Raw genomic sequence first — 15,301 nt, 5'->3', positions numbered from 1 at the left:
AATCAAGACGGATTCATCCAGCCTGACAGGTTCCAGGTTACTCTTAGTTCAGGTTCGAGAACCATCCGCCCACTTTTTTACTTTAACTCTAGAGGTGAACAATGAGACTGATTCCCCTGGCAACAGCTGAACAAGTCGGTAAATGGGCCGCTCGTCATATCGTTAACCGCATTAATGCGTTCAAACCGACCGCCGATCGTCCTTTCGTTCTTGGTCTTCCGACTGGCGGCACACCGCTGACCGCATACAAAGCATTGGTTGAAATGCACAAAGCGGACCAGGTTAGCTTCAAACATGTTGTGACCTTCAACATGGATGAATATGTTGGCCTGCCAAAGGAACATCCTGAGAGCTATCACAGCTTCATGCACCGCAACTTCTTTGATCACGTTGATATCCCAGCTGAAAATATTAACCTGCTGAATGGAAACGCGCCTGATATTGACGCAGAATGCCGTCAGTACGAAGAAAAAATCCGTTCTTACGGTAAAATCCACCTGTTCATGGGTGGCGTGGGCAACGATGGTCATATCGCGTTCAACGAACCAGCGTCTTCTCTGGCTTCCCGTACCCGTATTAAGACGCTGACCCATGACACCCGCGTGGCAAACTCCCGTTTCTTTGACGGAGACGTGAACCAGGTTCCAAAATACGCCCTGACCGTTGGCGTAGGCACCCTGCTGGATGCCGAAGAAGTGATGATCCTGGTACTGGGCGGCGTGAAAGCGCAGGCACTCCAGGCTGCCGTTGAAGGCAACGTTAACCACATGTGGACCATCAGCTGCCTGCAGCTGCATCCTAAAGCCGTCGTCGTGTGTGACGAACCGTCCACGATGGAGCTGAAAGTGAAAACGCTGAAATACTTCAACGAGTTAGAAGCAGAGAACATCAAAGGTCTGTAATTGAATAACCGCCTCTGTATGCAGGGGCGGTCGCTTTTTTTTAAACCGGGGGTCGTTATGTACGCTTTAACCCACGGTCGGATTTATACCGGCCATGAAATTCTGGATGACCACGCGATTGTTATCGCGAATGGCCTGATTGAACGTGTTTGTCCGCTGGCAGAACTGCCGCCGGAGATTGAACAGCGCTCACTCAATGGAGCAGTAATCTCCCCCGGTTTCATCGACGTACAGCTTAACGGCTGCGGCGGAGTGCAGTTTAACGACACCGCAGAAGCAGTGACCGTTGAAACGCTGGAAATCATGCAAAAAGCCAATGAAAAATCGGGTTGCACCAGCTATCTGCCAACGCTTATCACCAGCAGCGATGAGCTGATGAAAAAAGGTATCCGCGTGATGCGCGAGTACCTGGCAAAACACCCTAATCAGGCCCTGGGCCTGCACCTGGAAGGACCGTGGTTGAACATGGTCAAGAAAGGCACCCATAACCCGGATTATGTGCGTAAACCGGACGCGGAGCTGGTCGATTACATGTGTGCCAACGCCGATGTAATCACCAAAGTGACGCTGGCACCAGAAATGACCGGACCAGAGATTATCAGCAAACTGGCTGCGGCCGGGATTGTAGTGTCTGCCGGCCACTCTAATGCCACGGTTAAAGAAGCGAAAATCGGCTTTCGCGCAGGTATTACCTTTGCGACCCACCTTTATAACGCCATGCCATACATCACCGGTCGTGAACCGGGTCTGGTCGGCGCGATTCTGGATGAGCCAGACGTCTACTGCGGCATTATTGCCGATGGGTTACACGTCGATTACACCAACATCCGCAATGCCAAGCGCCTGAAAGGCGATAAGCTGTGCCTGGTAACCGATGCAACCGCACCGGCAGGGGCAGATATTGACCAGTTCATTTTTGCTGGTAAAACAATATACTACCGTAATGGACTCTGTGTGGATGAAAACGGCACGCTGAGTGGCTCCGCGCTGACAATGATCGAAGGGGTGCGTAACCTGGTCGAACATTGCGGAATCGCGCTTGATGAAGTGCTGCGCATGGCAACGCTTTATCCGGCTCGCGCGATGGGCGTGGATAAACAGCTCGGTGAGATTGCGCCAGGTATGATTGCAAACCTGACAGCCTTCACACACGATTATAAAATTATTAAGACCATCGTTAATGGTAACGAGGTCGTCACTGAGTAAGTAAAAGTATGACACCAGGCGGACAAGCTCAAATCGGTAATGTCGATCTCGTTAAACAACTTAACAGCGCGGCAGTTTATCGCCTGATTGACCAGCACGGGCCAATCTCACGCATTCAGATAGCCGAACAAAGCCAGCTTGCTCCCGCCAGTGTGACAAAAATTACACGTCAGCTTATTGAGCGCGGCCTGATTAAAGAAGTCGATCAGCAGGCCTCCACCGGGGGGCGCCGCGCCATCTCCATTGTTACCGAAACCCGTAACTTCCATGCTATTGGCGTCCGTCTTGGCCGTCATGACACCACGCTTACCCTCTACGATCTGAGCAGCAAAGCTATTGCCGAAGAACATTACCCGCTGCCGGAACGCACCCAGGAAACGCTGGAGCACGCGCTGCTTAATACCATCGCGCACTTCATTGAAACCTGTCAGCGCAAGATCCGCGAGCTGATTGCTATCTCGGTGATCCTGCCGGGTCTGGTCGACCCTGAAAGTGGTGTGATTCGTTATATGCCGCATATTCAGGTAGAGAACTGGGGGCTGGTCAAGGCACTGGAAAAACGCTTTAAAGTGACCTGCTTCGTCGGCCATGACATTCGTTCTCTGGCGCTGGCTGAGCACTATTTTGGTGCGAGCCAGGACTGCGAAGACTCTATTCTGGTGCGTGTTCACCGTGGTACGGGCGCAGGCATTATCTCAAATGGCCGCATTTTTATTGGCCGCAACGGTAACGTGGGCGAGATTGGTCACATCCAGGTAGAGCCGCTGGGCGAACGCTGCCACTGCGGTAATTTCGGCTGCCTTGAAACCATCGCCGCCAACGCCGCAATAGAAAACCGGGTTCGTCACTTACTTGAACAGGGTTACCAAAGCCGCGTGACCCTCGACGACTGCAAAATTGGCGCAATTTGCAAAGCCGCCAACAAAGGCGACGCGCTGGCCTGTGAAGTTATCGAACAGGTTGGTCGCCACCTGGGTAAAACCATTGCCATTGCCATCAACCTGTTTAACCCGCAAAAAGTGGTGATCGCGGGCGAAATTGTCGAAGCAGAAAAAGTGTTATTACCGGCTATCGAAGGCTGTATTAACACCCAGGCGCTGAAAGCGTTTCGCCAGAATCTGCCTGTGGTGCGCTCAACACTGGATCACCGCTCAGCGATTGGTGCTTTCGCGCTGGTAAAACGCGCCATGCTTAACGGGATCCTGCTCCAGCATTTGCTGGAATCCTGATCGGATCTTATAGTAACGCCTTCTTTTTTTGATGTCGGATTGTCCATGACCATTAAGAATGTAATTTGTGATATCGACGGCGTGCTGATGCACGACAACGTTGCCGTGCCGGGTGCTGCGGAGTTTTTACACCGCATCATCGACAAAGGAATGCCACTGGTTCTTCTCACGAACTACCCTTCCCAAACCGGTCAGGATCTGGCTAACCGCTTTGCGACGGCGGGTGTCGACGTGCCGGACACGGTGTTTTATACCTCCGCAATGGCAACGGCTGATTTTCTGAAACGTCAGGAAGGGAAAAAAGCCTACGTAGTGGGTGAAGGCGCGCTGATCCACGAGCTGTATAAAGCGGGCTTTACCATCACTGATGTGAACCCGGACTTTGTGATTGTGGGTGAAACGCGCTCCTTTAACTGGGAGATGATGCATAAGGCAGCGTACTTTGTCGCCAATGGCGCGCGCTTTATCGCCACCAACCCGGATACCCACGGCCGCGGTTTTTATCCGGCCTGCGGGGCGCTGTGTGCCGGTATCGAAAAAATCTCCGGCCGTAAGCCGTTTGTTGTCGGTAAACCGAGCCCGTGGATCATCCGCGCTGCGCTGAACAAAATGCAGGCCCACTCTGAGCAGACCGTAATTGTGGGTGACAACCTGCGTACCGACATTCTCGCCGGTTTCCAGGCCGGTCTTGAGACGATCCTCGTGCTTTCCGGTGTATCCACCCTCGACGATATCGACTCCATGCCGTTCCGGCCGAGCTGGATTTACCCCTCAGTCGATGAAATTGACGTTATCTGATTCAGAACCACGCCTCAGAGCGTGGTTTTTCATTTTCGCCCCTGACAAACACAACTCCATCTAACAAAAACTATCATTTATTGAATAATCAACAATAAAAGCGCTCAGGACATACTCTTTTTTCAACATTCAGCAATTGCTATTGCACTATTTCCGTTTCAGGCCGTAAAACCCTTGCGCGCCCTCCCCCTTTGCGGCATTTTCATAAGCAAGCAACATTACAAAGCAACAGGGTTAACGGAGAAGGTTATGTGTTCAATTTTCGGCGTACTGGATATTAAAACTGACGCGGGCGAACTGCGTAAAAAGGCTCTTGAACTGTCCCGCCTGATGCGCCATCGCGGCCCGGACTGGTCAGGCGTTTACGCCAGCGATAAAGCGATTCTGGCGCATGAACGTCTGTCTATTGTTGACGTCAACGCTGGTGCACAGCCGCTGTATAACGAGAAAAAAACGCACGCGCTGGCTGTGAACGGTGAAATTTATAACCATCAGGCACTGCGCGCTGAATACGGCGACCGCTACGCTTTCCAGACTGGTTCTGACTGCGAAGTTATCCTGGCGCTGTATCAGGAGAAAGGGCCAGAGTTTCTGGACGACCTGCAGGGTATGTTCGCCTTCGCGCTGTATGACAGCGAAAAAGACGCCTGGCTGATCGGCCGCGATCACATCGGGATTATCCCGCTGTATATGGGTCATGATGAACACGGTAACTTCTATGTAGCGTCTGAAATGAAAGCCCTGGTGCCGGTTTGCCGTACCATTAAAGAGTTCCCGGCAGGCAGCTACCTGTGGAGTAAAGACGGCGAGATCCGCCAGTATTACCAGCGCGACTGGTTCGACTACGATGCAGTGAAAGACAACGTAACCGACAAAGCCGAACTGCGTCAGGCGCTGGAAGATTCCGTTAAAAGCCACCTGATGTCCGACGTGCCTTACGGTGTGTTGCTTTCCGGTGGTCTGGATTCCTCTGTGATTTCCGCCATCACCAAGAAATTTGCCGCGCGTCGTGTGGAAGATCAGGAACGTTCAGAAGCCTGGTGGCCACAGCTGCACTCCTTTGCCGTTGGCCTGGAAGGTGCTCCTGACCTGAAAGCCGCGCAGGAAGTGGCAAACCACCTCGGTACCGTGCACCATGAAATTCATTTCACCGTGCAGGAAGGCCTGGATGCGATCCGCGATGTTATCTACCACATCGAAACCTATGATGTGACCACCATTCGCGCCTCTACGCCGATGTATCTGATGTCCCGTAAGATCAAAGCGATGGGCATTAAGATGGTGCTGTCAGGCGAAGGTTCTGATGAAGTCTTCGGTGGCTACCTGTACTTCCATAAAGCGCCGAATGCCAAAGAGTTGCATGAAGAGACGGTCCGCAAACTTCAGGCGCTGCATATGTTTGACTGTGCGCGTGCCAACAAAGCGATGTCGGCCTGGGGCGTGGAAGCTCGCGTGCCGTTCCTCGATAAGAAATTCCTCGACGTGGCGATGCGTATTAACCCGCAGGATAAAATGTGCGGCAACGGCAAAATGGAAAAACATATCCTTCGTGAATGTTTTGAATCCTACCTGCCGGCAAGCGTTGCGTGGCGTCAGAAAGAGCAGTTCTCTGACGGTGTAGGTTACAGCTGGATCGACACCCTGAAAGAGGTAGCGGCGAAACAGGTTTCCGACCAACAACTGGAAACCGCCAGCTTCCGCTTCCCGTACAACACGCCGGGTTCCAAAGAAGCCTATCTGTACCGTGAAATCTTTGAAGAGCTGTTCCCGGTACCAAGTGCTGCGGAATGTGTGCCTGGTGGCCCGTCAGTCGCCTGCTCTTCCGCAAAAGCGATTGAATGGGACGAATCGTTCAAATCCATGAACGACCCGTCAGGACGTGCTGTAGGCGTTCACCAGTCGGCATATAAATGATTGTCTGAATGACTAACAGGCCCTCCGGGGCCTGTTTTTTTTGCATTGTCTTTTGCTGGACAAAACCGATTAATAACCAATAATTGCCGAATATTCGGCCACGCTGTTCGCAACCTAACCAAACAGTCACATTCCGGCTATTTTCGATGAAAAAGGTGTTGACGCTGCAAGGGTCTATACGCATAATGCGCCCCGCAACGCCGATAAGGTAACGCGAAAAAAAGATGGCTACGTAGCTCAGTTGGTTAGAGCACATCACTCATAATGATGGGGTCACAGGTTCGAATCCCGTCGTAGCCACCATCTTTTTTGCGGGAGTGGCGAAATTGGTAGACGCACCAGATTTAGGTTCTGGCGCCGCAAGGTGTGCGAGTTCAAGTCTCGCCTCCCGCACCATTCCCAGGTAAGCGTTGCACGGATGGGGTATCGCCAAGCGGTAAGGCACCGGTTTTTGATACCGGCATTCCCTGGTTCGAATCCAGGTACCCCAGCCATATTTCTTCGATTTTGCGGTTCTCCGCGGTATTGGGGTATCGCCAAGCGGTAAGGCACCGGTTTTTGATACCGGCATTCCCTGGTTCGAATCCAGGTACCCCAGCCATCGAAGAACGCAGTACTGGCTACGTAGCTCAGTTGGTTAGAGCACATCACTCATAATGATGGGGTCACAGGTTCGAATCCCGTCGTAGCCACCAAATTAGTACATTATCGATTATGTCGGTAAGCTAGAAAAAATTGTTGGGGTATCGCCAAGCGGTAAGGCTCTGGTTTCTGATACCAGCATTCCGAGGTTCGAATCCTCGTACCCCAGCCAATTTAAAAAGTCGTTAAGCAGTTTGTTTAACGCAATTGGGGTGTCGCCAAGCGGTAAGGCTCTGGTTTCTGATACCAGCATTCCGGGGTTCGAATCCCTGCACCCCAGCCACTTAGTAACAAAAAAGCCCGCTCTGCGGGCTTTTTTGTTTTTGTACAGAATTGTGCGGCCTGATGCCCTCACCCTGGCCCTCTCCCACGGGGAGAGGGAAAAATGATTAGAGTCCGAGAGCATACTTCAGCGCCTGACGCTTCAGACCACCGGCACGCTCTGCCGCCATCAGCCCAATATTACGCAAAATTCGCACCGGCCCTAAGTCGTTACTGAACCCGGCGTAAAACAGATCCATCCCCGATTGCATCACGAAGTTATCCGCCATACGACGCGTCTGATAACGTTTTAGTACCTGCTGGTTCGCCCAGGGTTCAGCGTGCGCACGCGCGCTAGTTAATACATCCAGCAACGCTTCAACGTCACGATACCCCAGATTGACGCCCTGCCCTGCCAGCGGGTGAATGGTATGTGCCGCATCCCCGACCAGCGCCAGCCCTTCGCGGGCGTATTGCAATGCGTGCCGACGGGTCAGCGGGAATGCTCCGGCGGCAACCGGCGTCACATGTCCCAGACGGCCCGGGAAGTGGCGCATAACTTCATGTTGTAGCTGCGCCATCGATAGCCCCTGCAACTGACGAATACGCGCCGGTTTGTCGTACCACACCAGCGATGCCCAGTTGTCAAAAAGCGGCAAAAAGGCATGTGGGCCGTTTGGCGTGAAATGTTGCCAGGTACTCTCACCCGGGTCATTTTCACACTGCACGGTGATTAACATACAGGATTGCTGGTACTGCCAGGCATGAACGCCGATCCCCGCCATTTGTCTGACCTGCGAGTTCGCGCCATCAGCCCCTACCACCAGCTTCACGGCAACTTCATCATCATTATCCAGCGTCAGGCGATACCCACCTTCATGACGATGCAGGGCCTTGAGCGACGAAGGGACACGCAACGTCACCTTCTGGTGCACCGCCAGCGCCTGCCATAGCGCCTGTTGCAGGACGTTGTTTTCCACCATATAACCCAGCCGCGGCAATTTCAGCTCGGCGGCATCAAACACCACATGGGCATTTTCCCACTCCCATGTTTCGAGTCGACTGTAGGGATGCGCCCGCATCGCAAGCACGGCATCCCATACGCCCAGCCCACGAAGAAGATCGACAGAAGCGGCACTGATCGCAGAAATTCGGACATCGGGTTTTGCTGTGGCATCAAATGCCACAGGCGCGGCCTGTTCAATGACCGTTACCTCAAATCCCTGCTGCGCCAGCCCAAGCGCCAGTGCGCCGCCGACCATACCGCCGCCGACAACGGCAATTTCGGTTTGTTGGAGTGTCATGGTCAATTTTCCTTATTGCAGAATCCCTTAAGTTTACCGGATTTTTAGGGGCAAGAGGTTGACAACCTTCATACTGGTCACAACCGCACCAAAGCATTACAATACGCGGCTTGCAATCCTGAGCTGAGCAAGTCGATGACTAAAAAACTCCATATAAAAACCTGGGGCTGTCAGATGAACGAATACGATTCATCCAAGATGGCCGATCTGCTGGATACAACCCACGGATACCAGCTGACTGAAAATGCGAAAGAAGCCGATGTGCTGCTGCTAAACACCTGTTCAATTCGTGAAAAAGCGCAGGAAAAAGTCTTTCATGTGTTAGGTCGCTGGAAACTTCTCAAACGTAAAAATCCGGACCTGATCATCGGCGTTGGCGGCTGCGTTGCGTCGCAGGAAGGCAAACTGATCCGCCAGAGAGCCCCTTATGTGGATATCGTCTTTGGCCCTCAGACCCTGCACCGCCTGCCTGAGATGATCAATAAGGTTCGCGGCAATCGTAGCCCGGTTGTTGACGTAAGCTTCCCGGAGATCGAAAAATTTGACCGTCTGCCAGAGCCGCGTGCTGATGGCCCGACCGCGTTCGTCTCCATCATGGAAGGCTGCAACAAATACTGTACTTACTGCGTGGTGCCTTACACCCGCGGTGAAGAAGTCAGCCGCCCGGCAGATGACGTTCTGTTTGAAGTCGCACAGCTTGCCGCACAGGGCGTACGCGAAGTAAACCTGCTGGGCCAGAACGTTAACGCCTGGCGTGGCGAGAACTATGACGGCAGCACCGGCAGTTTTGCTGAACTGCTGCGTCTGGTGGCGGCCATTGACGGTATCGACCGCATTCGCTTCACCACCAGCCACCCGATGGAATTTACCGATGACATCATCGATGTTTATCGCGACACACCGGAACTGGTGAGCTTCCTGCACCTGCCTATCCAGTGTGGTTCTGACCGCGTGCTGAACCTGATGGGGCGCCCGCATACGGTGCTGGAATACAAAGCCACCATCCGTAAGCTGCTTGCCGCACGCCCGGATATCCAGATTAGCTCCGACTTTATCGTCGGCTTCCCTGGCGAAACTACAGATGACTTTGAGCGCACCATGAAGCTCATCGGCGACGTGAATTTCGACGTCAGCTACAGCTTCATCTTCTCTGCACGTCCTGGCACCCCGGCGGCCGATATGGTTGACGATGTTCCGGAAGAAGAGAAAAAACAGCGTCTGTATATTCTCCAGGAGCGCATCAACCAGCAGGCCAACGCCTGGAGCCGTCGGATGCTCGGTACTGTCCAGCGTATTCTGGTTGAAGGCACGTCCCGTAAGAGCATTATGGAGCTCTCCGGTCGTACCGAAAATAACCGCGTGGTGAACTTCGAAGGCACCCCGGATATGATTGGGAAATTCGTCGACGTTGAGATTGTCGAAGTGCTGACCAACTCGCTGCGCGCGAAGCTTGTGCGTACCGAGGATGAAATGGGTCTGCGTATTGCTGAATCCCCGGAATCCGTTATCTCCCGTACCCGTAAAGAAAACGATTCTGGCGTAGGTATCTATCAGCCTTAATTCGTCCAGGCCTGCCTTTCTGGCAGGCCTTGTATTTCCCCTCGACGCCCCCAATATCGATAGCAATGCTTGCGCCTTTATTCTGTGGCGTGAATACTTTCGGTAATGACAGTTTTATGGTGCCAGACCTACAAAACACTCAAAGAGGAACGGTTTGAATATAGACACGCGTGAAATTAGCCTAACGCCTGCAGACAACGCTCGCCTGCTGAGCCTGTGCGGGCCGTTTGATGACAACATCAAACAACTGGAGCGACGTCTGGGTATCGAAATCAATCGTCGCGATAATCACTTCAAACTCACCGGACGCTCTATTTGCGTCAATGCGGCTGCGGACATTCTGCGCAGTCTGTATGTCGATACCGCCCCGATGCGCGGCCAGACTCAGGACATCGAGCCAGAACAGATCCACCTCGCCATTAAAGAGGCGCGAGTACTTGAGCAGAGCGCTGAAAGCGTGCCTGACTATGGCAAGGCGATTAACATCAAGACCAAGCGTGGCGTGATTAAGCCGCGTACGCCAAACCAGGCGCAGTACATCGCCAATATCCTCGACCATGACATCACCTTTGGCGTAGGCCCTGCCGGGACAGGGAAAACCTATCTGGCGGTCGCCGCGGCCGTAGATGCGCTGGAGCGTCAGGATATCCGTCGTATTCTGCTGACCCGTCCGGCGGTTGAAGCGGGCGAGAAACTTGGCTTCCTGCCAGGCGACCTGAGTCAGAAAGTCGATCCGTACCTGCGCCCGCTGTACGACGCGCTGTTCGAAATGCTGGGCTTCGAGAAAGTTGAAAAACTGATTGAGCGTAACGTTATCGAAGTGGCTCCCCTCGCGTACATGCGTGGCCGTACCCTCAACGATGCCTTCATCATTCTGGACGAGAGCCAGAACACCACCATCGAACAGATGAAGATGTTCCTGACGCGTATCGGCTTTAACTCAAAAGCCGTTATCACCGGCGACGTGACCCAGATTGACCTGCCGCGCAGTACCAAATCCGGCCTGCGTCACGCCATCGAAGTGCTGGCCGAAGTGGATGAAATCAGTTTCAACTTCTTCCACAGCGAAGACGTCGTACGTCACCCGGTGGTGGCGCGCATCGTCAACGCCTATGAAGCATGGGAAGAAGCAGAGCAGAAGCGAAAGGCCGAACTGGCCGCAGAACGTAAGCGCGAAGCGCAGGAGCAAGAACAAAAATGAGTCAGGTGATCCTCGATTTACAGCTGGCCTGTGAAGATAATTCTGGAATGCCGGAAGAGGCACAATTTCAGAAATGGCTGGATGCGGTCATCCCCCAGTTTCAGGAAGAATCAGAAGTTACGATTCGCCTGGTGGACGAAGCCGAAAGCCATGAGCTTAACCTGACCTACCGCGGGAAAGATAAGCCGACCAACGTGCTCTCTTTCCCGTTTGAAGCTCCACCGGGTATCGAGATGCCGCTGCTGGGTGATTTGATCATCTGCCGTCAGGTGGTAGAGCAGGAAGCCAAAGAGCAGCAAAAACCGCTTGAGGCCCACTGGGCGCATATGGTCGTACACGGCAGCCTGCATTTGCTGGGTTACGATCATATTGAAGATGACGAAGCGGAAGAGATGGAGTCCCTCGAGACAGAGATAATGCTTGCTCTGGGCTATGAGGATCCGTACATTGCCGAGAAAGAATAGTCAGTCAACAGACCGGCTAACATGCCGCCGCGTAAGGAAATAGCGCGGCGGTAAATATTGAACTTACAAGAGAACCCTTAACAAACGCCATGAGCGACGACAATTCACACAGTAGCGACACGACAAACAGTAAAAAGGGATTCTTCTCCCTCATTCTGAACCAGCTTTTCCACGGCGAGCCGAAAAACCGTGATGAACTGCTGGAGCTGATTCGTGATTCCGGGCAAAACGACCTTATCGACGAAGATACGCGCGAAATGCTCGAAGGGGTCATGGACATCGCCGACCAGCGCGTCCGCGACATCATGATCCCCCGCTCGCAGATGATCACCCTGAAACGCAACCAAACGCTCGACGAGTGCCTCGATGTCATTATCGAGTCTGCCCACTCGCGTTTCCCGGTTATCAGCGAAGATAAAGATCACATCGAAGGGATTTTGATGGCGAAAGATCTGCTGCCGTTTATGCGCAGCGATGCCGAAGCCTTCAGCATGGAAAAAGTGTTACGTCAGGCCGTGGTTGTGCCGGAAAGCAAACGTGTGGATCGGATGCTGAAAGAGTTCCGCTCACAGCGTTACCACATGGCGATTGTTATTGATGAATTCGGCGGCGTTTCGGGTCTGGTCACGATCGAAGATATTCTTGAGCTGATCGTGGGCGAAATCGAAGACGAGTACGACGAAGAAGAAGATATCGACTTCCGTCAGCTCAGCCGCCACACCTGGACCGTGCGTGCACTGGCCTCAATCGAAGACTTCAACGACGCCTTCGGTACGCACTTCAGCGATGAAGAGGTCGATACCATTGGCGGTCTGGTGATGCAGGCTTTTGGGCATCTTCCGGCTCGCGGTGAATCCGTTGACATCGACGGTTACCAATTCAAGGTCGCTATGGCCGACAGCCGACGTATTATTCAGGTTCATGTCAGAACGCCGGATGACTCACCGGTGCCAAAACTGGAAGATTAATGTAAATGGCATTTGCCCCATTACTTGAACGCCAGCGCGTCCGACTGCTGCTGGCGCTGTTACTCGGAGCCAGCGGTACGCTGGCTTTTTCTCCTTATGATATCTGGCCTGCCGCCATTATTTCCCTGATGGGGCTACAGGGGTTAACCCTGAACCGCCGCCCTGTGCAGGCCGCAGCCATCGGTTACTTCTGGGGGCTGGGGCTGTTTGGCTCTGGCATTAACTGGGTCTATGTCAGCATCGCGCAGTTTGGCGGGATGCCGGGCCCGGTTAACGTCTTCCTGGTTGTGCTGCTTGCTGCCTATCTCTCGCTCTATACTGGCCTGTTCGCCGGTATTCTTTCCCGCCTGTGGCCGAAAACCAGCTGGGTGCGGGTTGCCATTGCGGCTCCGGTGGTCTGGCAAATTACGGAATTCCTGCGCGGCTGGGTGCTGACCGGCTTCCCGTGGTTGCAGTTCGGATACAGCCAGATTGATGGCCCGTTAAAAGGTCTGGCCCCGGTGATGGGCGTGGAGGCGATTAACTTCCTGTTGATGGTGGTCAGTGGCCTGCTGGTGCTTGCGCTTATCACGCGCAACTGGAAACCGCTGGTCACGGCGCTGGTACTGTTCGCCCTGCCCTTCCCGCTGCGTTACATCCAGTGGTTTACCCTGGAGCCCGCACGGGCAACGCAGGTATCGATGGTGCAAGGCGATATCCCGCAGGCAATGAAGTGGGACGAAAAGCAGCTAATCAACACGCTGAAAATCTATGCCGGCGCGACCGAGCAGGTGATGGGAAAATCCCAGCTGATTATCTGGCCGGAATCCGCCATTCCTGACCTCGAAATCAATCAGCAACCGTTCCTGAGCATGATGGATAATTTACTGCGTGCGCGTGGCAGTACGCTGATCACCGGGATTGTCGATGCGCGTCTGAATCCGCAGAACCGTTATGACACGTACAACACGATAATCACGCTCGGCAAGGACAGTGAATACAGCTACAACTCCACTAACCGCTATAACAAAAACCACCTGGTGCCGTTCGGTGAATTTGTGCCGCTGGAGTCGATTCTGCGTCCGCTGGCGCCGTTCTTTGATTTGCCGATGTCTTCTTTCAGCCGTGGTCCGTACGTTCAGCCTCAGCTGCACGCGCACGGTTTCGCGCTGACGGCCGCCATTTGCTACGAAATTATCCTCGGTGAGCAGGTGCGCGATAACTTCCGCCCGGACACCGACTATCTGCTGACCATCTCTAACGATGCGTGGTTTGGCAAATCGATTGGCCCGTGGCAACACTTCCAGATGGCGCGTATGCGCTCCCTGGAGCTGGCGCGACCGCTGCTGCGTAGCACCAACAACGGCATTACCGCCGTCATTGGCCCGCAGGGCGAAATTCAGGCCATGCTTCCGCAGTTCACCCGCGACGTGCTGACCACAAAGGTCACGCCAACCACCGGGTTAACGCCATACGCCCGTACCGGCAACTGGCCGCTGTGGATCCTGACCGCACTGTTTGGCTTTGGCGCCGTACTGATGAGCCTGCGTCAGCGTAGTAAATAACCTTACCTCCTTTGCCGGGTGGCGCTGACGCTTACCCGGCCTACATTTCGTTCCCGTAGGTCGGGTAAGCGTCAGCGCCACCCGACAGTTCCCTCCAAAGTTCAATTCTGGCACGCCTATTGCTTTGTTTATTCAGGTAAACGCAATTTGGCTTAACGTGCAACCTTGTCGCACCAGCGTAGATCACCGGTAGCACCGAAACGGTGCAACGGGAGATTTTTGCCTCTGAATGGTGCGGCGTGCTTCGCAAAAATAAACAATAACGCAGCAAAATCTTTACATTAAGCCAGACTAAATGTTAACAAGCTTGCATAACACTGCACTCGCATAGCGCGAGATATAACAACATCACAATGGGTATCAATGCGTCACTGGCGCTGATAAAAAAGGAGTTGGGTATGCAATTACGTAAACTGGCCACAGCAATGCTGGTTATGGGGATGTCCGCAGGCGTTGTCCACGCTGAAGACGCTCCGGCTGCCGGGAGCACTCTCGACAAGATTGCCAAAAACGGCGTGATCGTGGTCGGCCACCGTGAATCTTCTGTCCCGTTCTCTTACTACGACAACACGCAAAAAGTCGTGGGCTATTCACAGGATTACTCCAACGCCATCGTTGAAGCCGTGAAGAAAAAGCTGAACAAGCCTGATTTACAGGTGAAGTTGATTCCTATCACCTCGCAGAACCGTATTCCTCTGCTGCAAAACGGCACCTTCGATTTTGAGTGCGGCTCAACCACTAATAACCTTGAGCGCCAGAAACAGGCTGCGTTCTCTGACACCATCTTCGTGGTAGGTACCCGCCTGCTGACCAAGAAAGGCGGCGAGATTAAAGATTTTGCTGACCTGAAAGGCAAAGCGGTTGTGGTGACATCCGGTACCACTTCTGAAGTTCTGCTGCACAAGCTGAACGACGAGAAGAAAATGGATATGCGCATCATCAGTGCGAAAGACCATGGCGACTCCTTCCGTACGCTGGAAAGCGGCCGTGCAGTGGCGTTCATGATGGATGACGCACTGCTGGCAGGCGAGCGTGCTAAAGCGAAAAAACCAGATAACTGGGAAATCGTCGGCACCGCGCAATCCAAAGAAGCTTACGGCTGTATGCTGCGTAAAGATGACGCTGATTTCAAAAAACTGATCGATGACACCATCGCTCAGGCGCAGACCTCCGGCGAAGCGGAAAAATGGTTCGACAAGTGGTTCAAGAACCCAATTCCGCCAAAAAATCTCAATATGAACTTTGAACTGTCTGACGACATGAAAGCACTGTTCAAATCACCAAACGACAAGGCTCTTAACTAATTAG

12 protein-coding genes and 7 tRNA genes are annotated in these 15,301 nt (G+C 53.4%); 18 read left to right on the top strand and 1 reads right to left on the bottom strand.

The features are described 5' to 3' along the window. Positions 1–101: 101 nt before the first annotated feature. From nagB to N1249_RS06115, 12 genes are all read left to right on the top strand, one after another. Positions 102–902, top strand: coding sequence for a glucosamine-6-phosphate deaminase (nagB, locus tag N1249_RS06170; RefSeq protein WP_259835468.1), 801 nt, complete (start codon positions 102–104; stop codon positions 900–902). A gap of 57 nt (positions 903–959) precedes the next feature. Further along, a complete protein-coding gene (gene nagA / locus N1249_RS06165) occupies positions 960–2,108 on the top strand; it encodes an N-acetylglucosamine-6-phosphate deacetylase (RefSeq protein WP_259835464.1) in 1,149 nt (382 codons plus the stop codon). An 8-nt stretch (positions 2,109–2,116) separates the two neighbouring features. Continuing rightward, complete coding sequence (locus N1249_RS06160; RefSeq protein WP_259835461.1) at positions 2,117–3,337, top strand: N-acetylglucosamine repressor; 1,221 nt, start codon at positions 2,117–2,119, stop codon at positions 3,335–3,337. A gap of 45 nt (positions 3,338–3,382) precedes the next feature. Next, complete coding sequence (gene nagD, locus N1249_RS06155) at positions 3,383–4,135, top strand: ribonucleotide monophosphatase NagD (protein ID WP_166717394.1); 753 nt, start codon at positions 3,383–3,385, stop codon at positions 4,133–4,135. Positions 4,136–4,384: 249 nt separating this feature from the next. Further along, complete coding sequence (asnB, locus tag N1249_RS06150) at positions 4,385–6,049, top strand: asparagine synthase B (protein ID WP_237846326.1); 1,665 nt, start codon at positions 4,385–4,387, stop codon at positions 6,047–6,049. A gap of 226 nt (positions 6,050–6,275) precedes the next feature. Then, positions 6,276–6,352, top strand: a tRNA-Met gene (locus tag N1249_RS06145). An 8-nt stretch (positions 6,353–6,360) separates the two neighbouring features. Continuing rightward, a tRNA-Leu gene (locus tag N1249_RS06140) sits at positions 6,361–6,445 on the top strand. 23 nt (positions 6,446–6,468) lie between these two features. Beyond that, positions 6,469–6,543 (top strand) — tRNA-Gln (locus N1249_RS06135). Positions 6,544–6,575: 32 nt separating this feature from the next. Next, a tRNA-Gln gene (locus N1249_RS06130) sits at positions 6,576–6,650 on the top strand. Between the two features lie 17 nt (positions 6,651–6,667). Then, a tRNA-Met gene (locus N1249_RS06125) sits at positions 6,668–6,744 on the top strand. Between the two features lie 44 nt (positions 6,745–6,788). Beyond that, positions 6,789–6,863 (top strand) — tRNA-Gln (locus tag N1249_RS06120). A 36-nt stretch (positions 6,864–6,899) separates the two neighbouring features. After that, positions 6,900–6,974 (top strand) — tRNA-Gln (locus N1249_RS06115). Positions 6,975–7,080: 106 nt separating this feature from the next. Here N1249_RS06115 and ubiF read toward each other — a convergent pair. Further along, positions 7,081–8,256, bottom strand: coding sequence for a 3-demethoxyubiquinol 3-hydroxylase (ubiF, locus tag N1249_RS06110; protein WP_259835450.1), 1,176 nt, complete (start codon positions 8,254–8,256; stop codon positions 7,081–7,083). Between the two features lie 135 nt (positions 8,257–8,391). Here ubiF and miaB point away from each other — a divergent pair, with 135 nt between their 5' ends. The 6 genes from miaB (at position 8,392) to N1249_RS06080 (ending at position 15,297) form a co-directional block, all read left to right on the top strand. Then, a complete protein-coding gene (gene miaB / locus N1249_RS06105) occupies positions 8,392–9,816 on the top strand; it encodes a tRNA (N6-isopentenyl adenosine(37)-C2)-methylthiotransferase MiaB (protein WP_217186158.1) in 1,425 nt (474 codons plus the stop codon). A gap of 154 nt (positions 9,817–9,970) precedes the next feature. After that, a complete protein-coding gene (locus N1249_RS06100) occupies positions 9,971–11,017 on the top strand; it encodes a PhoH family protein (protein ID WP_259835445.1) in 1,047 nt (348 codons plus the stop codon). After that, positions 11,014–11,481, top strand: a complete 468-nt coding sequence (gene ybeY / locus N1249_RS06095) for an rRNA maturation RNase YbeY (protein ID WP_003858677.1) — start codon at positions 11,014–11,016, stop codon at positions 11,479–11,481. The genes N1249_RS06100 and ybeY overlap by 4 nt, the downstream gene beginning before the upstream one ends. A gap of 89 nt (positions 11,482–11,570) precedes the next feature. Next, positions 11,571–12,449, top strand: coding sequence for a CNNM family magnesium/cobalt transport protein CorC (gene corC / locus N1249_RS06090; RefSeq protein WP_120159147.1), 879 nt, complete (start codon positions 11,571–11,573; stop codon positions 12,447–12,449). A gap of 5 nt (positions 12,450–12,454) precedes the next feature. After that, a complete protein-coding gene (lnt, locus tag N1249_RS06085; protein ID WP_259835442.1) occupies positions 12,455–13,993 on the top strand; it encodes an apolipoprotein N-acyltransferase in 1,539 nt (512 codons plus the stop codon). Between the two features lie 398 nt (positions 13,994–14,391). Beyond that, on the top strand, positions 14,392–15,297 hold the full coding sequence (locus N1249_RS06080) for an amino acid ABC transporter substrate-binding protein (RefSeq protein WP_182274114.1): 906 nt from the start codon (positions 14,392–14,394) through the stop codon (positions 15,295–15,297). The last annotated feature ends 4 nt before the right edge of the window (positions 15,298–15,301 follow it).

Origin of the sequence: Enterobacter sp. CP102, from assembly GCF_025152625.1 — a bacterium.
GTDB classification, from domain to species: domain Bacteria; phylum Pseudomonadota; class Gammaproteobacteria; order Enterobacterales; family Enterobacteriaceae; genus Enterobacter; species Enterobacter soli.
This window is presented reverse-complemented; position numbering and strand designations above follow the sequence as displayed.